This window comes from Pseudomonas citronellolis (assembly GCF_001586155.1).
Lineage (GTDB): Bacteria > Pseudomonadota > Gammaproteobacteria > Pseudomonadales > Pseudomonadaceae > Pseudomonas > Pseudomonas citronellolis.
Genome location: NZ_CP014158.1, coordinates 2,803,754 through 2,826,774, shown reverse-complemented (window position 1 = coordinate 2,826,774; position 23,021 = coordinate 2,803,754). Strand labels below are relative to the sequence as shown.

Sequence of the window (23,021 nt, the reverse complement as noted above, 5' to 3'; positions counted from 1 at the left end):
GCCGCTACGACATACCTCAGCGGCGGGTGAAACTGGGGGCGAGTTGCCCCCATGTACAGCTCGATCAGCCCTTCAGAGAAACCGCTTCGAGGCCGAACACCAGCGGCGGAATCTGCTGACCGAGCAGGTAGCCACCGAGCATGCCGGCGGTGTCATCGGCGTTCTGGGTGATATGGTTGGCTCCGGCGATGACGTCACGGAGGATTCGCTGCATCGGGTTGTTGAGGTAGATGCCGCGAGCCGAGGTGGCCTTGAACAGCAGCATCACCGCCTCCTCGCACTCGCGGCCGACGCGGGCGATGTCGAGCATGTGGTGAATGCGATCGAAAGTCGGCACCAGCTCGCGGCGCTCCACATACTCGGTGGTCTCAGCCATCATCTGCAGCAAGCGGGCTCGTGCGGTACGCACACGGTTCACCGCGTTACCGAGGCGATCCTTGACGTAGGGGCTGAGCGCCGCAGGGGCTCCGCCGGTGGTGTCAGTGCGCACGGTCATCTGCGCGATGTACTCGTCCACCCCGCCCTGCGCCATTCCGACGATTACCGCCGACACCGCGCCGAAGAACACCTGGTTGAACGGGTATAGGTACATGTCTCCACGGTCGCTGTACTGGTAGTCGATCAAGCTGTGCGTGCGGTGGTACGGCACGAAGGCTTCCTTGATCACCAGACTCTTGCTACCGGTGCCGGCGAGGCCGAACACATGCCAGTCGTCCTCGATGACCCACGCCTCGCTCGGTACCAGCATCGACAGGCGATCGATGACCTGGCCGCTGGCATCGCGACGCAGGCCGCCGAGGAACGCCCACTTGCCATGATCGCAACCACTGGAAGTCTTCCAGGTACCGCTGATCTTGTAGCCACCCTCGACCTCCTCGACCTTGCCGAAGGGCGGATAGGACGAAGCGATGATGGTGGCGTCGTCGGCGCCCCAGACATCCTCGCAGGCCTGGTCCGGCATCGAACCGAACTCCCAGTTGTGGATGCCGAGGATCATCATGTTCCAGGCGCTGCTCGGGCAGCCGCGGCCGAGCTCCATCAGCACCTTGTAGAACACTGCCGGGTTCATCTCCCAGCCGCCGAAACGCTTGGGCTGGAGAATGCGGAAGAAGCCGGAGTCAACGAACGCAGCGATGGTCTCCTTGGACACCATGCGGTTCTGCTCGACCGAGTTGGCCTTCTCGCGCAGCAGAGGGACCAAGTCGCGAGCGCGACGCAGCAGTTCAGCCTCAGTCGGCGCGCTGGTGAAGTTGGGGTTGGCAATCGTATTCATCGGGATCTCTCTCAATTTCTTGTTGTGGGGTTCAGGCTTGGCGAAGCGCGGCGAACTGGCTGTTGAAGTACACCAGCGGACCGCCTTCGCCCCGCTGGCCAGCGAGGCCAACGACCTCGCCTATGAACATGTCGTGGGTACTGGCGGCGATCTGCTCGACTAGGCGGCACTCGAAGCTGACCAGCGCTTCGTCGAATACCGGCACGCCGGTGACACCACTGCGCCAGTCGCCCTCGGCGAAGCGCGCCTCGCCGAACACCCCCTCGACCATGCCGGCGAAGCGTTTGGCGATGGCTTCCTGCTCGGCGCCGAGGACGTTGATGCTGAAAGCGCCGGCACGCTGGATAACGGCATTGGCACGCACGTTGCGATTGACACAGATGAGCAGGCGCGGCGGATCGGCGGTGATCGAGCAGACCGCAGTGGCGGTCAGCCCGGCGCGCTCGTGGTAATCGCCGCTGGCGATCACTACGCAGGCACCCGCCAGTTGGCGCATGCCCTTGCAGAAATCGGCGCTGGCGATAGTTTCGGGCACGGCCGGGACCGTGCCGCTCGTGGAAACGGCATTGAGCATCGTTGAACCCTCACGATGTGGTTGGGGCGTTACGCCCCGTTCAGGCGGCGACTCAGAGCACGAGGTTGCGCTTGTGGCCCCAGTCGCTCATTTCGCTGTAGGAGCGAACCTCCCAAGCGGCCTCGTCGATAACGATGCCGCCCCAGCCCATCTCGAAGTTGAAGCCGGAGGGGGTCTGCGCATAGAAGGAGAACATCTTGTCGTTCGGGTGATGCCCGAGCTCGAGAATGATCGGAATGCCGGCTTTCACCGCTCGGTCGTAGGCCAGTCCGACGTCATCCATCTGTTCGACCTGGATCATGAAGTGGTTGAGCACCTTCGGTGTCGGTGCCTCGGCGGTGGCGATGGAGTGGTGGCGGCCGGTAGCGGTATGGAAGAAGGTCGCATCGACCACGAGGCCCGGGCGCACTTCCTCGCGGATATAGTCGCTGACGCGTAGCTTGAGCACGTCCTTGTAGAAAGCCACGGTTTCCGGACCATTCTTGGCGAACGGCAGGATGTGGCCAACACCGAGGTCACCGGTGACGAAGCCGCCTCTCAACACCGCCGAGCGGAAGCTGTCGGACAACTCGACGACGCGGTGGCCGAAGAAGAACTCGTGGGCGAAACCGTTAGGGTCCAGGCAACTGTAGGCCTTCTCGACCATTCGCCGCTGCAACAGGTCCTTGCCGAGCGCCTCAACTGCAACACCCTTCTCTCGCAGTTCGGCGACGTAGTCCTCAAGCTCCGCTTCGCTGCGGAACTGCCAGCCGGCAACCAGCAGGTCATCGATGGGATTGCGCTCAAGGAAGAAACGCTGGCAGTACTCGTCCATACGCAGACTGAGGCTGCCCTCGTCACGCCCGGCCACTTGCATACCCAGGATTTCGGTGGCGAACCATTGCCACCGGTCAAGATCGCTTACGCCCAGGCCGACGTAAGCCAGCGAATGAATTTCTGCCACTTGTGCATACCTCTTGTTGTTGTTCTGCCACCGCGCGCTGCGGCCGGTGACCTTGAGGAGACAATGGCAAGCGCTGTGCCAGCTTTCGAAGCATGCCAGCAATAAATTTTTACTCCTTTACATTCAATTACTTACGAAAATAAAAATTCATCTGGAGGAGTTTCTTCGTAGCCATCCGTCGAAAGGCGCAATTTCAGGATTTTCAAAACATGTTGAAATTCATATATGGATTTTCGTGAAGCGCTGCATAACCCGCTGCGGGGCGGGCTCTATTTGCCACCCCAAGCCGCCGGGTCATGCTGCCGGACTCTGAAACGGAGCCTGGCACGCTGTTGGCATCACACACGATCAGATAACTACAACAAGATCGATAGGCCCTGACATGACCCATCCCGTCAGCGACGCGCCGAACAGCCCGCCGCGCATCAACATCATCACTGACCTGCGTTTCCCCGACATGCAAGACCTCACCGACCAGCTTTACTTCAACCCGAAGGAGGGCCTCATCTGGCTCGGAGGCAAGCGCATGATGCTGCTTCACGTTGAAGCCTTCGGCGCGCTCCGCCAGGAACTGCTGGAAAGCAACGGCGTGGAATTCACCCGCGGCCTGTTCACCCGCATCGGCTACCTCACTGGCCTGCGCGACGCCGATCTGGCAATCCAGGCGCGTGGCACAGGCAATGAACTGGAGATCCTCGCCGCCGGCGGCCAGTTGCACGCACTGTCAGGCATCGTCGAGGTGGCGCCAAAATTCATCGAGGTCGATCCGGCCAAGGGCTACCTGCATGGTGAATTCACCTGGAAACGCTCAGTCGAGAGCGACGTGCACATTGCGGCCAACGGCACCAGCACCGACCCGATCTGCTGGATGGAGGTCGGCTACAGCTCGGGCTTCCTGACCCGCCTGATGGGCCGCCGTTTCCTTGTCCGCGAGATCGAGTGTCAGGCCTGTGGCCACGAGCATTGCCGGGTGGTAGCGCGACCGGTTGAGGACTGGGATGACGCCGAAGAAGACCTCAAGTATTTCCAGCCGCGCGCCACCGACCACCGCCGCACGCCCCCTACCCTGCGTACCCGCCTGGTGGTCAGCCCGCAGCAAGCGCCTTTCGGTCTCGGCATCGAGACGCCGCTTCCAACCGACCTCGATCGTCCGGTGGGCAGCTCGGCGGCCTATCACAATGCACTGCACAAGATTCTCCGCGTCGCCGGTACCAATGCCACCGTGCTACTGCTCGGCGAAAGCGGCGTCGGCAAGACCATGTTCGCCCACGAAGTGCATGCCAACAGCCAGCGCGCCGATGCCGCTTTCGTCGAGATCAACTGCGCGGCAATCCCCGAACAGCTGATCGAATCCGAACTGTTCGGCGTGCAGCGTGGCGCCTACTCCGGCGCCACCGAAGCACGGCCGGGCCGCTTTGAAATCGCCCATGGCGGCACCATATTCCTCGACGAGGTGGCAACCCTCAGCATGACCGCCCAAGGCAAGCTCCTGCGCGTTCTGCAGAGCGGCGAACTGGAACGCCTAGGCAGCAACAAAACGATCAAGGTCGACGTACGGGTGATCGCCGCGACCAACGAGGACCTGGCCAAGGCGGTGAAGGCTGGGACCTTCCGCAGCGATCTGTTCTACCGGCTAAACGTGTTCCCGGTGACCATCGCACCGCTACGCGAGCGCAAGGACGACTTGCCACTGCTGCTAGACACGTTCGTGCGCAAGCTCAGCGCCCTGCACGGCCGGCGCCTGAACGGTATCACCCCACGAGCACTACAGGTGATCCTCGACTATCACTGGCCGGGCAACATTCGTGAATTCGAGAACGTCGTCGAGCGCGCAGTGATTCTCGCCGATGATGGTGATGCCCTGGACATCCGCCACCTCTCCGGCCTCGACGCTCTGAGCGGCCAACTTGAACGCATCGGCACCCTCGGCTGGGACGCCAGCCCGAGCATCGGCATCCGTATGCCCGACGCCACACCGACACCCGGTCTCGGCAGCGCCCAGCAGGAGAACGCCAGCCGCGATCAGCTCATGGCGGTAGCACAACGCACCCTGCAGCGCGGCCCAATCCGCCTCAGCGAGATTGAGGAGGTGTATATCGAGGTCGCGATGCAACTCAGCGAGGGCAACATTTCCAAGGCTGCCCCGCTGCTCGGCCTCAGCCGCGCGCAGCTCGACTACCGGCTGAAGAAGATGCAGAACGAAGGCGCCTGACGAAAAAAGGCGCCGACCCCACGGGGAGGTGCCGGCGCCCTGAAAGGCGTGGAGAGGTGGAGTTCAGTCGAAAGCGGCGTCGGAATTCACGCTGGTGCAGAAGCGCGCGATGCTGCCCATGGAGTTGAGGTGCTCCTGCTCGTTCGGACAGGCGCAGCAGTCCTCCAGCACCACCACGTCGAAGTCGCGGTCGTGAGCGTCGCGCACGGTAGCCTGGACCACCGCCTGGGTGCTCACGCCGCTGCAGTAGATGCGCTCGATGCCTTCGCGGCGCAGCAGCACCTCCAGGCGGGTAGCGTAGAACGGCGAGACACGGTGCTTGACGATGTCCCACTCGCCAGCTTGCGGCGCCAGCGCCTCGTGAACCTGGCCCCCCCAGGCATCGGCCTTGAGAATGCCGTTCTTGGCGATGGGGCCGAACACCTGGGAGTTCGGGTTGGCTTCACGGTGGTCATCAGAGAATGCAACTCGCACATAGGCCACTGGAATACCCTTGGCGCGCGCCTTGGAGATGGCCTTTGCAGTGCGCTCGATCACGTTGCGCGCACGCACCTGCTCGCCGAGAGGGCCCTTGCCGCTGGCGCCGTCGGCGTGGACTAGGTCGTTCTGCATGTCGAGAACCAGATAGATGCTTTTCATCGTTGCGTTTCCTTAGGGTGAGTCAGTCGCACCAGAGTGCGCCGTTGATGTCGAGAATCTCGCCGGAGATGAAGCCGGCCTTATCGGAAAGCAGGAAGCTCACCGCGGCGGCCACCTCGTCGGCACGGCCCATGCGACCGAGTGGGATGAGCGCCTTTAGGTGCTCCGGGAAGCTCGTGGTCATATCGGTGGCGATCGGTCCGGGCGCCACCGCATTGACCCGTACTCCCCGTGCCGCCAGCTCCTTGGCGAGAAACAGGGTGAGGGTGTGCACCGCCGCCTTGGACATGCCGTAGGCGACGTTGCCGGCATTGGCCTGCTCGCCGGGGTCGAGCCAGGGGCGCGCATTGCCCCCATTCTTTCCGACCACGGAACCGACGTTGACGATCGCGCCAAAACCACGCTCGGCGAGGCGCTGACCGATCACCTGGCAAGGAATCAGCGTACCCTGCACGTTTACCTTCATGACCCGTTCAAACTCGGCGACGCTCAGACTCAGCGCGCTACCGCGCGAAACCACACCGGCAACGTTGACCAGCGCGTCGATCTCACCGAGGTGATCCTCGACATCCTCGATCACGCTACGCACCGCACTGCGCGAAGTGACATTGCAGGCAAAAAATTGCGTACGCTTGACGAGCTTTTCTGGTTCGACGAGATCGAGAGCCGCCACCTGGTAGCCCTCGGCGGCGAGTTGGCGGCACACCGCACTGCCGATGGCGCCGCCGGCACCAGTGACCACGGCTACGCCCATCTCAAACGCTCCGCCGCGCGGCCGCGGCTTGTCCGGCCAGACGACCAAACACCAAGCCCTTGAGCACCGAGGTACCGCCCGCGTAGTTGCCGAAGTACAGGCCAACGGTTTCGCCGGCGGCATACAAGTTGTCGATCGGCTCACCGTCGGCGTCGATCACCCGCGCCTCCTCGTCGATTTTCAGGCCTCCGAAGGTGAACACGTTGGCGGAAATGATCGGATAGGCCATGTACGGGCCCCGGTCGAGCGGCAGCGCCCAGTTGCTCTTCGCCGGCAACAGGCCCTCGGTGGCAACGCCATCAAGCTGCAGCGGACGGTAGTCACCTGGCCGGCAGGCGGCGTTGTAGCGCGCCACCTGCTCTTCCAGGGTGGCTGCCGGCACACCGATCTTCTCTGCCAGCCCAGCTAGGGTCGGTGCTTCGACAGCCGGCTGGTCGGTGCGGATGCCGAGGCGGTAGTTGGGGATGTCCTTCACGCGCTGGTCGAGGATTACCCAGGCCATACCTTCCGGCTGCTGGTAGATCTGCCGGGTGACGCGCTCGTACCAGGCATCCACGGTGCCCGGCGCCTCGTCGGTGAAGCGTTCGCCGAGCTGATTGACCAGCACGCCGTAGGGGAAGATGAAGATCGACGGCTCGGAAACCCCGGAGCGCGGATCGACCGGTTCGGCATGGTAGCTGCCGTACTCACCGCACGGCGCAGCGCCGACGTCGAGAGCCATCTGGATGCCCTCGCCGCGGTTGTAGTAGCCGCCCTTGCACACCGGACGCAGGAATACCGAGCGTGGACCGAGGTAGCGCGCGAGCATTTCCGGGTTGCCTTCGAAGCCACCGGAGGCCAGCACCACCGCCCCCAGGAACTGCAGTTCACCCCACTCGCGCGAGCGGGCGCGCAGGCCAATGACCTTGCCGCCTTCGGTGATCAGCGAACGGCCAGTAGTCTCGTAGAAGAACTGCGCACCAAGTGCTTCGGCGCGTGCCGCCAGTGCCTCGACCACTGCCTCTCCGCCGCCAACCGGCAGCAAGCGCGGCTGGGTGCTGGTGAGGAACTGGGTCGGCAGGAAGTCGAACTTCACACCGTTAGCCTTGAGCCAGTCGATGGTCTCCGGTACGTAAGCGGAGAAGGCGCCGATCACATTGGCGTCAACCGTACCCACAGCACGCGCCTGTATCGAACGGCTGGCACGGTCCCGCAGGCTTTCGGCGACGAAGTCGGGGTCCTGGTAATAGCCAGAGTGCTCGGCGAGGAAGGTGTCGAAGTCGTCAGTGACTTCCTCGTGGCTCTTCATGCGCAGGTAGGCCTCGGTGAACCGGCTCTGTCCTCCGCGCTCCTCGCGCGTCGCCCGCTCCAGCACCGCCACGCGCAGGCCGTTCTCTGCACCGCTGAGCGCCGCCGACAGGCCCGCGACACCACATCCCACCACCACCAGATCGAAGTTCAAATCAGTCATTGTCAGTACCTCCCTTGGTGGCTGGTACTATGGGCCGGCCTCCGGGAGGGTTCGAGCGAGGCACGTCTAATGGGCTTTTAGAAAAAGGTGAAGAACCAATGGACAGACTCTGGGCCATGCAGGTGTTCGTGCAGGTGGTGGAATGCGGCAACTTCAGCCGCGCTGCCGAGTCGCTGGACATCGCCAACGCCACGGTGACGTCAAGTGTGCGCAACCTGGAGAACTACCTGGGTGTGACCCTGCTGTCGCGCAACACCCGCTCGTTGCGACTGACCGACGAGGGCACGGTATATTTCGAGGAGTGCACGCGGCTACTGCAGCAGATCGAAGCAGCGGAAAGCGCTGTGCGTGAAAAGAAGGGCGCGATCGGCGGGCAGCTGTGCATCGAGTCGCCGGCGGCCTTCGCCCGCGCGTTGATCTGTCCAGCACTGCCAGCGTTCACTGCGCAGCATCCTGAGCTGTCGGTGGCCTTGCGCCTGACCGACCAGACCGGCGACCTGATCGCCAGCGGCACCGACGTGGCAATCCGTATCGACTCGGTCAACGACGCCGATCTGGTCGCTCGACCGCTGTACCAGGCACACTACGTCGCCTGCGCCACCCCTGCCCTGCTCGCTCGTCTGGGCACGCCGGCACATCCTCGTGAACTGGACCCGGCGCATTGCCTAGGGCTGTTCGGACCAGGTCGCTATACCCCGGCGGAATGGTCGTTCCAGCGCGACGACGAGCAGCATAGCCTGAACCCGCGCGGCAGCCTGCACTTCAACGGCACCGACGCGCTGATCCAAGCAGCGCTGGCCGATCAGGGTTTCATCTACGTGCTCGACGTGTTCGTCAACGCTCTGATCTCCGCCGGCCAGTTGGTCGAGCTGTTCGGCGACTGGGGTACCGGCGGGCGTAGCTTCTACACGGTGACGCCGAAAGCGCGCTTTGTCGCTCCGCGCACCCGCGCCTTCATCGACTTCATGCTCGCCACTCTCGACGCGCAGCGCCGGCCGCCGGCCGAAGCCGCCGTGGCGCTGCGGCCAGGCCGGCGCTAAGTGCACAGTTCAAACCTCGGCGACGGCTTCCAGCAGGGCTGGCAACAGCGCCTGCCATTCACCGACCACACCGACGCTGGCGACCTTGAAGATCTCCGCACCAGGGTCGGAGTTGATCGCCACGATGCGGCTGTCCGGGCTGACGCCCGCCAAGTGCTGCGGCGTGCCGGAAATACCGACGGCAAGGTAAACGTCGGGACTGACGAATTTGCCGGAGACCCCGACCTGACGCATCACCGGCACCATGCCGGCGTCCACCGCCGGCAGGCTGCCACCGAGGGTACCGCCGAGCGCGACGGCTAGCGCTTCGAGCTGGGCGAAACCGGCCTCGTTGACACCACGCCCGCCGGACACCACCAAGCTCGCGCCATCGAGTGGCGGCAGGCGCTGCGCGCTGTCGCGCAGTTCCAGGGCCAACGCCGCCGACAGCTCTTCGTGCAGCGCCAGGTTATGTAACGCCGGTGCACCAACCAGATCCAAGCGCGGCCGGCCGGCCCGCAGGCAGGCACACGCCGGACCGTCGTCGACCCGCAGAGTGATACGCATGCGCCCTCCCCAGGCGGCGCGCTCGGCGAGCAGCGCGGTGCCGTCACGACGCAGCGTCAGGCAGCGGCCCAACGCACGACCGCCAAGACGCTCGGCGAGCAGCGCCGCCAGCTCCTCACCGAGCGGCCCCGGCGGCAGCAGCACCAGCGGCACGCCAGCAGCGATACCCGGCACTCGGCGCAGCGCCTCGGCGGCAGCCACTGCCAGCGCTGCCGGATCATCCCGACCAGCCAACTTGGCATGCGTGGCCTTCCAGATCTGCCGCGCACCGGTCTGGGCGACGCGCTCGCACACGCTCACTAGCACCTCGTCGCCGATCAGCACAGCGACGAAGCCGTCGTGCTCGGCCGACAGACTCTGCGCAGCCGCCAGCCCAGCGTCGAGCGCCTCCTCGCCCCAAGCCTGGGGCAGCACCACCATCACGTCGCTCATGGATTCACCCCCTGCGCCTTCAACCAGTCGAGCAGCGCACGCGCCTGCACCGGCGCCGTGCCCTCGAGCAGGCGGCAATCGCCGCCGCGTTGCACCGCGCGTGCGGCAGCCAGTTCGATCAAGGCCAGCGGAACCGCGGGCACCTCCGCCGTAACGCCGTCGAAACTCAAGCGCTTGGCCTCCATAACGTTCTTCATCAGTGGATGACGCAGCTTGTTGCGCTTGTCGTTGGTCACGCTGGCAAGCAGCGGTGCCGCGACGGTCAGCCACTCTTCGCGGGCTCCGCGCTCGCGCAGCAGGCGCACACGCTCACCAACCCATTCCGCATGCTGGGCCAGAGCAAACAGCGGGCGCCCCAGCCGACTGGCGAGCAGCACCGGCACGCCGCCGTCATCGAGATCGCCGAACTCGCGGCCAATCAGCACCAGTTCGGCGTCGCTCCCCTCACGAACGAGTACGCTGGCGAGCTGGCTGGCGGTCAGCGGTGCGTCCCAGAGGCAGGCGGGCAGCAGGTCGAGCCGCTGCAAGCGGTCAGGCTTGAAGGCCGCTACCACACGCATCAGGTTGTCGGCATTCGCGCCGCCCAGTACCAGCACTTCCAGGCGAGTTTCCGGATGGGCATCGCGTAGCTTCAGCGCAACCTCCAGCGCCGCCTCGTCGAACGGGCTGAGCAAACGCCGGGCACCAGCCCCCTCGACCACGGCGCCGTCATCGAGGCTCAACGGGTGCAGGGGAAAGCGGATGTCCGCCACCCCGGCAAGTAGGATCAGAATCTTCATCGCTCGCTCCTTACCACGCCGCCGCGCTGGCTGCGGCGAGCCGGCCGAACACCGCCGCCTTGCCGAGCGCCGAGCCGGTCATGTAGGCAGCGCCGTGGAAGCCGCCGATCATCTCGCCAGCGGCCAGCAGACCATCGATAGGCGCACCGAACACGTCGTGGACCCGCAATGCGGTGTCGACCACCACGCCGCAGTACGTACCGAACACCGCTGCGGTGGACGGATAGGCGTAGAACGGCGCGCGCTCAATCGGCCGCAGCGCGCCGTGCTGGTGGACTAGGTGGCGGCGGTCAAAGGCCGGCAACTCCCCTGCCCTCACTGCGGCGTTGTAGGCGGCAACCTCGGCGAGCAGCACGTCTTCCGGTACTTCGATCAGCCTCGCCAGTTGCTCCAGACTCTCCGCTTCGACGAACAGACCCTCCTCCAGGCGCCGGGTGAAGTCTAGGATGCGCACCTGGTTGTCACCGCTGTCCATGATGTCGCGATCAAGGATCTGGTAGGCGACGCCGTAACTCTGCGCCATCACCGCGTCGCCGAGCAGCTTGTACGACAGCGACTCGTCGACGAAGCGCCGGCCCTCCTGATTTACCGCGATGGCGCCCTTGTACACAGCGAGGCAGGCATGGTGGTTGTGCTCATCCATCGGGTGCTTGCCGAAGGTGCCTTTGATGTACGGCAGGTCGCGCACGTCAGCGCCGAGGGCCCAGGCCATACGCAGACCGTCGCCCTCGTTGCCGGCGCCGCCGATGAACACCGCGTTGTCGTACTGCGGCACGAAGCGGTGGATCAGCGCCCGGTCCTGGACGAAACCGCCAGAAGCCAGCAGCACGGCACGGCGCGCGTGCAGGTCGTAGGTCTCGCCGGCACTCTCGACGCTCGCGCCGCTGACTCGCCCGTTGCCATCACGCAATAGGCGGCGCGCGCGGCTGTCCAGACGCACTTCGACCTTGCCGGTGGCTCGCGCCGCCTGCTCCAGACGACGTACCAGATCAGCCGGATCGACGTTGTGCACCCGCGGCACTGATTGCCCGGAGGCAGCCTCGATCACCGGCGAGAACTGCACGCCGTGGCCGCGCAGCCACTCGTAGGTGGCCAACTGGTTGTCGGTATAGAGACGCACCAGGCGCTCGTCGCACTCGCCCTTGCCTACCTGCACCAGGTCGTCGAACAGCAGTTCGGACGAATCCTGGATGTCGTGGCCGGCCTGCAGGTCGGTGCCGGCAAAGGCCAGGCAACCGCCGCTCATTGCCGAAGAGCCGCCAGTCTGCGAAGTCTTCTCCAGCAGGATCACCTCAAGCCCGGCCTCGACCGCGCTGAGCGCCGCCGCAAACCCGGCCAGCCCACCACCGATCACCAGCAGATCGCAGTCATGACGGCTCATGCCGGCACCTCCTCGAGAAAACGGTCAAGGCCGTAGAACGCGAATATCTCGCGCACCCGCGCCGGCTCCGGCCGGGCCGAGAAGTAACCACGGTCACAGGTGCGCGTGCCGTTGGCGCGACGCAGATCGACCATCGCCTCAGCTTGTTTGATCCAGGCGCCAAGCGAATCGAGCACCGGCACGCCATCAACCTCGGAGATGCCATGGGTGGCGAGTAGTACATTGAGCGGCGCCTCGCCGGGAATGATGACCTCGGCACCATCGGCGATCAGCGCGCGCGCAGCGGTGCGGAAGCGGTCGATCAGCGCAGTCGGATCGGCAAAGGCGGCCAGCACGTCGGCAAAGCGGAAGCCGACGTGGCGCACTCCAGCCAGGCGCTCAGCGAGACCATGGCGCGTTGCATTGTCGGCGACCAACTCGGCCAGTTCGTCGATAAACACCAATACACCAAAGCGGCGGCCAAGCGTGCAGGCCGTCAGCATCGCCGACTCGCCATAGCCGACCACCGGGATGTCCAGCAGGCTGCGGATGTCACGCAGACCCGGCTCAGGCAGCGTACTGATGGCATAGGCATCGAAGCCCTGCGCCTCGGCATTCAGGCCAGCAGTCATGAACTGCAGGCTGTGCAGGGTCTGTAGCGCGGCGTGCTTGATGTCGTCGCCAGGGTAGTTGCTGCGATAAGTGCCCGGGCGCATGCCATGCATGTGAATTTCAGTGTCAGGGCGTGCCACCTTGCGAAAGTGCCCCCGCAGGGCTTCGTCGTAGGCACCGAGATCACTCAGTACCGTGAAGCTTTGATGCCAGATGCGAATAGTCATGCCGCTCCTCATATCCACCGTTGATCGACGCACCGGCGGTGCTCGACTGTGGCGAGGATTATCCGAACGCGATCCAGCGAAATGGAGAAACGGCGGCCGAACAGGCCTTTCGACAAAACTGCAAGATAGGATGCGAACAGCCCCCTGCGAAGCGCTCCAACCAGAGTCCACGTTCGAATTGAGCACTAACAGATTGCGTCGGTCCCAGCTTCTCGCTCAACAGAACGCCTGAATTCCTATCTGCAAGCAACTGAAGATCAGCCGCAGACGTTGTCAGTACCAGCCAGGCGACTCGTGATGGGCGACTCTCCGCACAGTTCAAGCACACCGTAGCCGTGACCGGAAATGGCATGCGGGTCCTGACGTTACGCCCCGAGGAAAAGGCTGAATTGAGCCGAATAGAAACAGCCCGCCGAACGGCGGGCTGTTTCCGTACTTCAACTGTTACTGCCAATTAGCGGCGATGACCACATTCAACTGGTCACGCTGCGCCTGGCTCAGACTCACCTCAACACCCGCCGGAGCCCCAAAAGCAGCCATGGCATTGACGAGGTTGTCCACCTGGTTGGCATAGAGCGTAGAACTGCCAGCCTGAATGGCGTCCAGTTTCTGCGCCGAGTTGGCGTACCAGTCCTGTACCGTAATGCTATCGGCCGAGCCGGTTACATCGATCACCAGGTTGTCGTCTTGACGAGACAGCCACAGGCTTTCCCTGGTAATCCCCTCGATGCTCAGAACGTCGTTGTCCGCGGGCGTGTTGGACAGATTGTTGATCGTGTCCAGGCCATCTCCCGCAGCGAAACGGTAGGTATCGCTACCATCCCCATCAATGATGGTAGTCATTGCCCTTGTTGCCTCGCAAGGTGTCCCCAGAAGAAAGTAAACATGATTTTTTAGATGATCGTTCGCCATGTTGCAGTGTAGTGACAAGAGCAAAATCGTTGTTGACGAAACGACCCGTTTCTTATTATTTTTAACTATGGAGTAGTTACTAATTACACTTCATGCACTCAACTGGAAAGACCATTTTATGAATTTCGAAGATAGAATAAATTATTACGATAATGGCTACGAGCTTTTGAACAACTTTCATTTGGGAGCGGGTAGTAAGAGTCACTTAGGAGTCAAAGGTGAGGAATGCCGTTTCTGCGGCTTGAGTGAGCCAAGGGCTACTTTCAAAAATGACTCTCATGCAGTTCCAGAATTTTTAGGCAACCACCAATTAATATCGAATTATGAATGTGATGCTTGCAATACTTTTTTTTCTCGAAACCTTGAAGATCACTTAGATAAGTACACCAAGCCATATCGTACAATTGCTCAAATAAAAGGAAAGACGAAAGTACCAAGCTACAAGTCCAGGGATGCTAGAGCGAGGTTTGACGTCAAACCTCATAAGCCTCCAGCAATATTAGCCCGTCGCGACGAACCACACATCAGCTTTGACTATCAAAATAAAACCTTAACTTATCTATTTCAAATAGAGCCTCATGTACCTGTTGCTGTATATAAGTGCCTAGTAAAAATAGGACTATCGATAATAAGCAAGGAAGAGCTTGAAAATTTTTCGCATTCTCTACGCTGGATAAGCGAGCCTGTGCACAGTCGCGGCTACTTCAGCCCCTTAGTGTTATTAAGAACCTTTATCCCAGGGCCGCGACCGAATAAGAATCTAGAAATAAAGATATATAGAAAAAAGGACTTGGTCTCTCTTAGGCCTCATTACTTTCTTCTGCTGGCATTTGGAAATCTGGTCTATCAAATTGTATTACCTTCGGATTTTGATGGTGTTTTACAAAATACCAGCTCTAAGCTGATACCTATCCCGCTTCCTTTCGAAATGGGATGGCCATATGGAAAATTAGAATTAGAGCTGATAAAATTGGACGACATCCATACCGTTAAAGACATGACAATTCCAATTACTTTCAGCTTCAACAGAATGGAGCTCATGGATGAATATGTAGGTAAAAGTCTAGAGGAGCTTGGTTACAAGAGATAGACACTAATGCGACCTTAAATCATTAGGCGTCCGGGTGAGTCTAGCTGATATTATGAGCAACCGTTATGAATATCACAAATGATATAAAGTGGCATATATATTTTATCGCCGGGTAAAGCCGGAACAGACCAGTTGGGCTCTATGGCAGTTCAGTGAGTATGAAGCTCAACTGAACAATATGTACTGATCCTCAGTTGCGCTCGAGCAGTACTCGATGTACCACATCAGAAAATCACCAGAGGAAGACATAAAAGCAATCCTAAAAGCCTCGGGCCGCAACGCTGCCAGATTTGATGCAGGTAGAAGCGTTCTTTGAAACATGTGAAAGATATGGGGGATTGGAAGCGGGCCAGTTTCATCATGGCCGCAACCGGCGCCATGGAAAACTACTTTCAACGGGCTGTTCTTGTTGCTCTGAAGTCTGATCCAGCGCTCCTGCATGGTAGGCCCAGAGCCATTGATGGCGTCCAATGGTTAAAAATTGGTATTGATCCAGATTATTCGGAAATACTGAAGGCCATCACCAAAGGTTCATGGGGCTCGAGATACTCAAAGTTGAAATCGCTTTTTGGTGAGCTTCCTGATATTCGAGAGAATGTGAATGATCTTGATAAAATCCGAGTATTTAGGAACGGCGTAGGACATGCGTTTGGGCGAGAGCATGATGACAAGCCTAATTTACTCCACCGCGGGATAGATGAAATCACTCCGCTAACAGAAGAAAAATTCAAGAAGTGGCTAGGTCAGATATCTGGAATTACACGCGAGTTTGACAGACACCTAGTTCAGCATCACATTGGCGACTTTGAGTCGCTCATGTATCTACATAAATATGCGGACAACGTAGATCGTTCTAAGTCCAGCCTCCGCACTTTTACTAAAGGATTCAAAACCAAAATTGGTAAAGAGCTGGGGCATTCAAAATGGGCTAGAGTATTACGAAAGTATGGTTTCGTACTACGACGCGGCGGTATGAGTTATCGAGCATTTTCGCATGCAAACTAACTTTGACTTTGGAAGATAGAGCAGAGCTTCAGTCATATCTATGCGAAAAGCTTCTCCCAGATATGCTGCAAGCCTCAGGGGCCGGCCAAAGCAACGAGCAGAGACCTGCAACAAAATACCTTCCCGAATATACTGTGAGAGATTATGGCCAGAGATGCAGACCGAAAATTTCTGAATCGTTATTTTCGAAGCGTTTTTAATAAGCTCGAAGCTGACGCTCTTCTATTTAATAGACGCTTGCCACATGAGGGGCTAAAGGGGAGTGAAAATGAACAAGCTCTCGCCGACGTGCTGCGCTCATTTTTGCCATCAAAATATGGATTGGAAGTAAATGCACTTGTAATAGATAGAGAAGGAAATTCGAGTAGGCAGTGTGACATCATTATCTACGACGATGTGCAGTTCCCAAAATACTTGCGCAAGGTCTATCCAATTGAAACGGTACTGGCAGTCGTTGAGGTCAAAACTGAACTGACTAAGCAGCAAGTTGATAGCGCACTACAAAATGAGGCATCTTTGAGGGCGCTGCGCTTCCAGCCATTGTTAACTCCGTACTGGAGAACCAGAACCGACAAAGAGAAAATCCCTCACGCCCCGCCAGTTCACTGCATTTTTGGGTATAGATCATCTACAGAGGACTTTGGAACTTTCACGGGCTGGTTCAATAAGTTGCCAACTCAAGCGTATGGTGATGAGTCATTTCCCTACCCCGCCCCCTTCAATCACTTCATTGCCTGCTCGTTGGATAAGGGGCTTGTCTTCTGTCGGGGTGACGGACATATTCCACGATGGCTGGCAGTTGCCGATGAGCTGAATAACGAAAGAAATTTCACTGCGACCGGGGATGGACAGCGTTTCGAGATTGATCCTGCCAAAGCACTATTTTTGTTCCTTGAAACTCTTTGGACAATGCTCGAACAATCCCCAAGGCACCCCGGCTTCAACATCCGCAGCTATGTGGACGATCAGCTTGGCTCAATCATTCCCTTCACTCACGATGGAAAACTCGATTATCGAGAAACCGGGGGTGCCTAGAAATTCGCTGGAGAGTTAGCACTATGACTGAGATTGGAACGTGTGAGCGGTGGAAGCTGGATAATTTTCTGCGGATGGGAGAGGGATTCATTCTAAATTTCTCGGATCGCGCCTATACGGAGTTCTTCATCGACTTCCAGATTGACATAGATTCGGCTCAATACCGTGTAGTTGGAGACGCCAAAGCCAAGAGGATGCGAACCTTCTGGGATATCGCTCCGAATCATACCACCGGGGAGGTCCTTGAAGGACGCATTGTCTACGGCTTGGAGTTGGACTGCTTGGGCGATAGTAATCCTTAGCTGATCAAGGATTGCCGCAAGATCGCGCAGTACCTTCTCAGTGAGAAGCCTGATTCTAATATCGATGCGCTGACTGCGATAGCTGACGAACGTGACTTCTAAGTAGTGGCCTAGCATGTCCGTGAAGCCATCGAGAAGAACCAGCCAGATGGAGGACTTGATCGCCTGCACACCTTCGTGAACAAGTTCATCTGCGCTCGCAGTTCGGACACAATTTCGTTATCGGCATTGGCCGGCTTCAGTCTGTCACCAGCGGTATTAATGGATCAACTACTGTGAGTCGTCATAGGCCAGAGTCAAGTTAGTACAGACTGTTTTTGATCCAATTTCGTGAGAATATCGCACCACCTAGAGTCGTTGAAGCTACATCACTGGAGGATGTGTGAAGCGACACCCTCCAGCTTCTCGCACCAAAGAACGACTATGCAACCTCTCCAGCAGAATCACCTTCCTTAACAAGGGAATAGTTGACCACCAGCATCAGGTCTCGGAGGTTGGCATGGGTGACTGCGTCAATGGCGGAGCGCCCTTCCAGTTCATCGCGGGGCTGCAACAGCACCCGGTAAAGCCGCCACGAATCAACGCCCTTCTTCTGCTGTAGCACCCTATACACCAACTCCTGCTTGAGCGGGTCAAGCTGCCAGTCGGGAATCCGCTGACCGCGGTTGCCCATGCTCAAGGTCAGCAGCTTACCCGCCTTGATCTCGCGGTTGATCTGGTCGCGTGATTTGCCGGCCAGCTTGGCGAATTGAACGACCGGCAGGTTGTTGGGAGCTTCATAGATTTCGAGCATTTCCCACCGTTCGCGCTGGAAGTCTGAGACAGTTACTTCCACCGGTTCTGGACACGCTGGCACGGCCGATAGGCGTTGGGGTGGTGAAGCAGTCACCGATGACACCCGAATCGGAGATGTGGCGTGCTCCATCGGATATCCAGTTGCTTCGATACCTTCGTCCAGTACTGGCATGCCATCGATGCGAATGACCAGGTGTGCACTCGCAGCGGCTACCTTGCCCTGTTCCAACAGGTCGAGCCGATCGGCCCAGTCCTGCATCATCTTCCGGCGGGGCTCCACATACAGGGCATGGTTGTAGGTGGCGCTGACCTTGTTGGGATCGGCGTGGGAAAGCTGGGCATCTACCCAAATCTTGGGGTAGCCGATCTCGTTGAGCGCCGTGGAGAGCGTGGCCCGGATACCGTGCCCCGTGAGTAGTCCTTCGTAACCCATACGCTTGAGTGCCGCATTCAACGTGTTTTCACTGATGCGCGCCTTCAGGTCGCTACGATGGGCTAGTAGGTAGCGCTGTACCGGCTTGACCTGGTCCAGCAGGTAGCGAACGATTTCAAGCGCCTGAACAGGCAGGGGCACGACGTAGGGCGGAATATCCTGGACACGCTTGCGGCGCCTGCGCATGCCCTCCTGTAGTTGCTTGACCACCTCGGGCGGAATGATCCAAAGACCACGCTCGAGGTCGAACTGGCCCGGCGTCGCCAGCCGCAACTCGCCGGTACGTACTCCGGTCAGCAACAGCAGGCGAATCCCCAACTGCGTAGTGACCATTCCCCTATAAGCGCGCAGCTTGCGCAGCAGATCAGGCAGATCCTCCAGTCGCAGGAAAGGGTTGTTCACGACGGGAGGCTTAGGCACAGCAACCACGTCCAGGTCCGAGGCGGGATTACCTTCCAGCCCTTCGACCTTCACCATGGCGTAGCGGAACAGCTGCCTGAACCAGGTACGCACTTTCTCGGCAGTGGTCAATGCCTTGCGCCGTTCAATGCGCGCGATGACGTCCAGCAAGTCGGGGCGACGGACGTTGTAGATGGACATAGTGCCCAAAGCGGGCAGCACATCTCTCTGAAAAATACGTCGGATCTGCGACAGTGTGCTCTGGCGCCCTTCCTTGAGCTCCAATTCACGGTGGCCGAGCCACTGCCGATACACCGACTCGAAGCTGTTTTCCGCAGCCAGGCACACAGCCCGGAACTTCTGCTTGCGATCGATCTTGGGATTGATGCCTTTCGCCAGCAGCGCGCGCGCCTCGTCGCGCAGCGCACGAGCCTCTCGAAGGCTGACTTCTGGGTAAGTGCCCAGGGACATCCGCTTCTGCTGGGCAGCCCAGTAGTAGCGAAAATGCCAGCACTTGCCCCCTTTGGCGGAAACCGCCAGGGACAGGCCATCGAAATCAGGGAGGGTGTAGTGCTTGCCAGTACTCCGGGCGCGCCGGACGGAGAGATCTGTAAGAGTCATGATCCTGATCCTGAACGAATCAGAGCCGAAGACTTTCCCCGTTTACCTCGCTCCTCCAGCAAGAATCCGGAAACCACACCACCCGTAAAACTGGACTTAAAAATGGACTTAAAAGTCCTGGCTTCGGGTGGATTCCAGTGGTTTTCGCTGGAATGAAAAAAGGGCCTTTCGGCCCTTTTTTCAATGACTTACAGACTTCAGTGGATGTCTGTAGATCAAGATCTGGAGCGGGAAACGAGACTCGAACTCGCGACCCCGACCTTGGCAAGGTCGTGCTCTACCAACTGAGCTATTCCCGCGTCGTGTTGACGGGCGCCATTCTATCTTTTTCTGGAGCCTCGTCAACCCTTTGATTCAAAAAAAGTTATTTCTCTTTCGGGGTGGTGCTCAGGTGCGGCCAGGCGGCCAGCAGGTAGTGCAGCATGGACCACAGCGTCAGGGCCGCGGCGACGATCAGCAGCCCGTAGCCCAGCAGCACCCAGAAGGTGAACACCGGGGCGTTGGCCAGCAGGATCACCAGCGCGGCCATCTGCGCGGCGGTCTTCCACTTGCCCAGGTTGGATACCGCGACGTGGGCGCGGGCGCCCAGTTCGGCCATCCATTCGCGCAGCGCCGAGACCACGATCTCGCGGCCGATGATGATCACCGCCGGCAGCGTCAGCCAGAGGTTGGCGTGCTCTTCCACCAGCAGCACCAGCGCCACCGCCACCATCAGCTTGTCCGCCACCGGGTCGAGGAAGGCGCCGAAGGGCGTGCTCTGCCCCAGCTTGCGCGCCAGGTAGCCGTCCAGCCAGTCGGTCGCCGCGGCCAGGGCAAAGACGGCGCTAGAGGCCAGGTGGCTGCCCGGGAACGGCATGTAGAACAGCAGGATGAAGATCGGGATGAGCAGGACGCGTAGCAGTGTGAGCAGGTTCGGAATATTCATCGGGACCACTGGCCGGTGAGTTGAGCCCGGCATTCTACTCGCTGTGCAGGGCAGCATAAATCTGCTCGGCCAGCTTTTTGCTGATGCCCGGGGCCTTGGCGATCTCATCGATACTGGCGCGGCCCAGTTCCTGCAACCCACCGAAATGCTTGAGCAACTCGCGGCGGCGCTTGGGCCCTACCCCCGGCACTTCTTCCAGGGTCGAGGTGCGCCGGGCCTTGCCGCGACGGGCCCGGTGGCCGGTGATGGCGAAGCGGTGCGATTCGTCGCGGATCTGCTGGATCAGGTGCAGCGCCGGGGAATTCGCCGGCAGGGTGAATTCGTGCTCGGCATCGTTGAGGTAGAGGGTCTCCAGGCCCGGCTTGCGCGTCACGCCCTTGGCCACGCCGAGCAGGATCAGCCCGCTCACCGCCAGCTCCTGGAGCACTTCCCGGGCCATGGCCAACTGGCCCTTGCCGCCGTCCACCAGGAGAATGTCGGGCATCTTGCCCTCCCCCTCCTTCAGGCGGCTGAAGCGCCGCGTCAGGGCCTGGTGCATGGCGGCGTAGTCGTCGCCGCCGGTGATGCCCTCGATGTTGAAGCGCCGGTAGTCGGACTTCAGCGGGCCCTCGGGGCCGAACACCACGCAGGAGGCCACCGTGGCCTCGCCGCTGGAATGGCTGATGTCGAAGCACTCCAGGCGTTGCGGCGGCTCGTCCAGGTCCAGCGCCTCGGCCAGGGCCTCGAAGCGCGCGGCGACGTGCTGGCGGTTGGCCAGGCGCGCGGCCAGGGCCTGCTCGGCGTTGGTGATCGCCAGTTGCTGCCAGCGCGCGCGGGTGCCGCGCACCCGGTGGCTGATCTCCAGTTCGCGGCCACGGGCGCTGGCGATGGCCTCGATCAGCACCGGGAAGTCCTCGTGCACGGCGTTGACGATCAGCTCCGCCGGCAGCTCGCGCTCGTGGTGGCTCAGGTAGTACTGGCCGAGGAAGGCCAGCAGCACCTCGTCGACCTCCTCTTCTATGCCCACCTGGGGGAAGAAGTTCTTGCTGCCCAGCACGCGCCCGCCGCGCACGCTGATCAGGTGCACGCAGGCGCCGCCGGGGTTGACCATGGCGGCGATGACGTCGACGTCGCCGTTGCCGCCCTCCATGCTCTGCTGGTCCTGCACGCGGCGCAGGATGGCCACCTGGTCGCGCAGCTCGGCGGCGCGCTCGAACTCCAGGCGCATGGCCGCCTGCTCCATGTCGGCGCTCAGCTCATCGGCCAGCTGGTTGCTGCGGCCTTCGAGGAACATCACCGAATGGCGCACGTCCTGGGCGTATTCCTCGGGGCCGACCAGGCCGACGCAGGGCCCCTTGCAGCGCTTGATCTGGTACTGCAGGCAGGGCCGGGTGCGGTTGCGGAAGTAGCTGTCCTCGCACTGCCGCACCAGGAAGGCCTTCTGCAGCAGGGCCAGGCTCTCGCGGATGGCGCCGGCGCTCGGGTAGGGCCCGAAGTAGCGGCCCTTGGCCTTCTTGGCTCCGCGGTGCAGGGCCAGGCGCGGGTATTCGTCCTCGCTGGACAGGTAGACGTAGGGGTAGGACTTGTCGTCGCGCAGGAGGATGTTGTACGGCGGCCGCCATTCCTTGATCAGCGTCTGCTCCAGCAGCAGCGCCTCGGTCTCGTTGGCGGTGATGGTGGTCTCGACCTGGGCGATGCGCGCCACCAGGGCGGCGGTCTTGGGCGCCAGGCCGGTCTTGCGGAAGTAGCTGGCCAGGCGCTTCTTGAGGTTCTTCGCCTTGCCGACGTAGAGCAGCTTGGCCTGCTCGTCGAACATCCGGTAGACACCGGGGCGGCCGCTGCAGGTGGCGAGGAAGGCCGCCGGATCGAACACCGCGCTCATCTAGTTGCTGGCATCCACCATGCCGTGGCGCACCGCCAGCAGCGCCAGCTCGACGTCGCTGGTGATGGAGAGCTTCTCGTAGATGCGGTAGCGGTAGGTGTTCACCGTCTTGGGCGACAGACAGAGCTTGTCGGAGATGCTCTGCACCTTGTGGCAGTTGGCGATCATCAGGGCGATCTGGATTTCGCGCTCGGACAGCGAGTCGAACGGCGAACCGCCCTTCTCCGGCTCGAAGGACTTCAGCGCCAGGCTCTGGGCGATCTGCGGGCTGATGTAGCGCTGCCCGGCGAAGACCTGGCGGATGGCCTGGACCATTTCCTCCAGCGCCGCGCCCTTGGTCAGGTAGCCGGAGGCGCCAGCCTGCATGAGGCGGGTGGGGAACGGGTCTTCCTCGCAGACGGTCACGGCCAGCACGCGCACGTCCGGCTGGCTGCGCATCAGCTTGCGGGTGGCCTCCAGGCCGCCGATGCCGGGCATCTTCACGTCCATCAGGACGACGTCGGGCTTGAGTTCCCGGGCCAGGCGCAGGGCGTCCTCGCCGGATTCGGCCTGGCCCACCACCTGCAGGCCCTCGATGTCGGCCAGCATGCGGGTAATTCCGGTGCGCACCAGATCGTGGTCATCGACCACCAGCACCTTGATCACACAGCACCTCATGCATAACTAGAGTGGAATCCGGCGCTGTGCGCGCCATCGAATCCGCGAACCTTAACAGAAAGCGATGCCCTGACCTAGCTTGGAACACAGCCGTCAAATTGCAAGCGCCAACGAACCAGCAAGCACCCCCGAAGCGCCCGCGCCA

General features: G+C 60.8%; 21 protein-coding genes and 1 tRNA gene. 5 read left to right on the top strand and 17 right to left on the bottom strand.

The features are described from left to right. Positions 1-64 precede the first annotated feature (64 nt). The 3 genes from PcP3B5_RS12520 to PcP3B5_RS12510 form a co-directional block, all read right to left on the bottom strand. Complete coding sequence (locus PcP3B5_RS12520) at positions 65-1,273, bottom strand: acyl-CoA dehydrogenase family protein (protein ID WP_061561409.1); 1,209 nt, start codon at positions 1,271-1,273, stop codon at positions 65-67. A gap of 31 nt (positions 1,274-1,304) precedes the next feature. Beyond that, positions 1,305-1,808: a flavin reductase family protein gene (locus PcP3B5_RS12515; RefSeq protein ID WP_237143087.1), complete on the bottom strand. Its 504-nt coding sequence runs from the start codon at positions 1,806-1,808 to the stop codon at positions 1,305-1,307. 91 nt (positions 1,809-1,899) lie between these two features. Then, positions 1,900-2,892, bottom strand: coding sequence for a VOC family protein (locus tag PcP3B5_RS12510; protein WP_237143086.1), 993 nt, complete (start codon positions 2,890-2,892; stop codon positions 1,900-1,902). A 280-nt stretch (positions 2,893-3,172) separates the two neighbouring features. Here PcP3B5_RS12510 and PcP3B5_RS12505 point away from each other — a divergent pair, with 280 nt between their 5' ends. Continuing rightward, positions 3,173-5,002 (top strand): sigma-54-dependent Fis family transcriptional regulator, encoded by a 1,830-nt coding sequence (locus tag PcP3B5_RS12505; protein ID WP_061561407.1) that lies wholly within the window; start codon positions 3,173-3,175, stop codon positions 5,000-5,002. 63 nt (positions 5,003-5,065) lie between these two features. Here the strand turns inward: PcP3B5_RS12505 and PcP3B5_RS12500 are convergent, their stop codons facing one another. From PcP3B5_RS12500 to PcP3B5_RS12490, 3 genes are read right to left on the bottom strand one after another with little or no spacing between them, the layout of a single operon-like run. Continuing rightward, positions 5,066-5,641: a cysteine hydrolase family protein gene (locus PcP3B5_RS12500; RefSeq protein ID WP_061561406.1), complete on the bottom strand. Its 576-nt coding sequence runs from the start codon at positions 5,639-5,641 to the stop codon at positions 5,066-5,068. 22 nt (positions 5,642-5,663) lie between these two features. After that, positions 5,664-6,395, bottom strand: coding sequence for an SDR family NAD(P)-dependent oxidoreductase (locus PcP3B5_RS12495; protein ID WP_061561405.1), 732 nt, complete (start codon positions 6,393-6,395; stop codon positions 5,664-5,666). 1 nt (position 6,396) lies between these two features. Further along, positions 6,397-7,845: an FAD-dependent oxidoreductase gene (locus PcP3B5_RS12490; RefSeq protein ID WP_061561404.1), complete on the bottom strand. Its 1,449-nt coding sequence runs from the start codon at positions 7,843-7,845 to the stop codon at positions 6,397-6,399. Between the two features lie 98 nt (positions 7,846-7,943). On the opposite strand from PcP3B5_RS12490, the gene PcP3B5_RS12485 reads away from it, so the two are divergent. Continuing rightward, on the top strand, positions 7,944-8,885 hold the full coding sequence (locus PcP3B5_RS12485; RefSeq protein ID WP_061561403.1) for a LysR family transcriptional regulator: 942 nt from the start codon (positions 7,944-7,946) through the stop codon (positions 8,883-8,885). Between the two features lie 9 nt (positions 8,886-8,894). Here the strand turns inward: PcP3B5_RS12485 and PcP3B5_RS12480 are convergent, their stop codons facing one another. The 5 genes from PcP3B5_RS12480 to PcP3B5_RS12460 form a co-directional block, all read right to left on the bottom strand. Beyond that, positions 8,895-9,863 (bottom strand): electron transfer flavoprotein subunit alpha/FixB family protein, encoded by a 969-nt coding sequence (locus PcP3B5_RS12480; RefSeq protein WP_061561402.1) that lies wholly within the window; start codon positions 9,861-9,863, stop codon positions 8,895-8,897. Then, positions 9,860-10,642, bottom strand: coding sequence for an electron transfer flavoprotein subunit beta/FixA family protein (locus tag PcP3B5_RS12475; protein WP_061561401.1), 783 nt, complete (start codon positions 10,640-10,642; stop codon positions 9,860-9,862). The genes PcP3B5_RS12480 and PcP3B5_RS12475 overlap by 4 nt, the downstream gene beginning before the upstream one ends. A gap of 10 nt (positions 10,643-10,652) precedes the next feature. Next, positions 10,653-12,023 carry an FAD-dependent oxidoreductase gene (locus tag PcP3B5_RS12470; protein WP_061561400.1) on the bottom strand — a complete coding sequence of 457 codons (1,371 nt, stop codon included), beginning with the start codon at positions 12,021-12,023 and terminating at the stop codon, positions 10,653-10,655. Then, positions 12,020-12,841, bottom strand: a complete 822-nt coding sequence (locus PcP3B5_RS12465; RefSeq protein WP_061561399.1) for an aspartate/glutamate racemase family protein — start codon at positions 12,839-12,841, stop codon at positions 12,020-12,022. Before PcP3B5_RS12465 ends, PcP3B5_RS12470 begins: the two co-directional genes overlap by 4 nt. Positions 12,842-13,285: 444 nt before the next feature. After that, positions 13,286-13,684 carry a calcium-binding protein gene (locus PcP3B5_RS12460; RefSeq protein WP_061561398.1) on the bottom strand — a complete coding sequence of 133 codons (399 nt, stop codon included), beginning with the start codon at positions 13,682-13,684 and terminating at the stop codon, positions 13,286-13,288. A gap of 187 nt (positions 13,685-13,871) precedes the next feature. Here PcP3B5_RS12460 and PcP3B5_RS31400 point away from each other — a divergent pair, with 187 nt between their 5' ends. From PcP3B5_RS31400 to PcP3B5_RS31390, 3 genes are all read left to right on the top strand, one after another. Further along, positions 13,872-14,843 (top strand): HNH endonuclease, encoded by a 972-nt coding sequence (locus PcP3B5_RS31400; protein WP_145923893.1) that lies wholly within the window; start codon positions 13,872-13,874, stop codon positions 14,841-14,843. Positions 14,844-15,155: 312 nt separating this feature from the next. Then, entirely contained in the window at positions 15,156-15,848 is a 693-nt protein-coding gene (locus tag PcP3B5_RS31395; RefSeq protein ID WP_145923892.1) for a hypothetical protein, read from the top strand. Between the two features lie 144 nt (positions 15,849-15,992). Further along, a complete protein-coding gene (locus PcP3B5_RS31390; protein WP_145923891.1) occupies positions 15,993-16,883 on the top strand; it encodes a DUF6602 domain-containing protein in 891 nt (296 codons plus the stop codon). Between the two features lie 92 nt (positions 16,884-16,975). On the opposite strand, the gene PcP3B5_RS31815 is transcribed toward PcP3B5_RS31390, so the two are convergent. The 6 genes from PcP3B5_RS31815 to gacA form a co-directional block, all read right to left on the bottom strand. After that, positions 16,976-17,356: a hypothetical protein gene (locus PcP3B5_RS31815; RefSeq protein ID WP_061561397.1), complete on the bottom strand. Its 381-nt coding sequence runs from the start codon at positions 17,354-17,356 to the stop codon at positions 16,976-16,978. A 250-nt stretch (positions 17,357-17,606) separates the two neighbouring features. Then, complete coding sequence (locus PcP3B5_RS12450; protein ID WP_061561396.1) at positions 17,607-19,433, bottom strand: tyrosine-type recombinase/integrase; 1,827 nt, start codon at positions 19,431-19,433, stop codon at positions 17,607-17,609. 223 nt (positions 19,434-19,656) lie between these two features. Further along, positions 19,657-19,732 (bottom strand) — tRNA-Gly (locus PcP3B5_RS12445). Between the two features lie 65 nt (positions 19,733-19,797). After that, positions 19,798-20,358, bottom strand: a complete 561-nt coding sequence (pgsA, locus tag PcP3B5_RS12440) for a CDP-diacylglycerol--glycerol-3-phosphate 3-phosphatidyltransferase (protein ID WP_009619678.1) — start codon at positions 20,356-20,358, stop codon at positions 19,798-19,800. 34 nt (positions 20,359-20,392) lie between these two features. Then, on the bottom strand, positions 20,393-22,219 hold the full coding sequence (gene uvrC / locus PcP3B5_RS12435; RefSeq protein ID WP_061561395.1) for an excinuclease ABC subunit UvrC: 1,827 nt from the start codon (positions 22,217-22,219) through the stop codon (positions 20,393-20,395). Beyond that, positions 22,220-22,864, bottom strand: a complete 645-nt coding sequence (gacA, locus tag PcP3B5_RS12430; protein ID WP_009619673.1) for a response regulator transcription factor GacA — start codon at positions 22,862-22,864, stop codon at positions 22,220-22,222. Positions 22,865-23,021 lie beyond the last annotated feature (157 nt).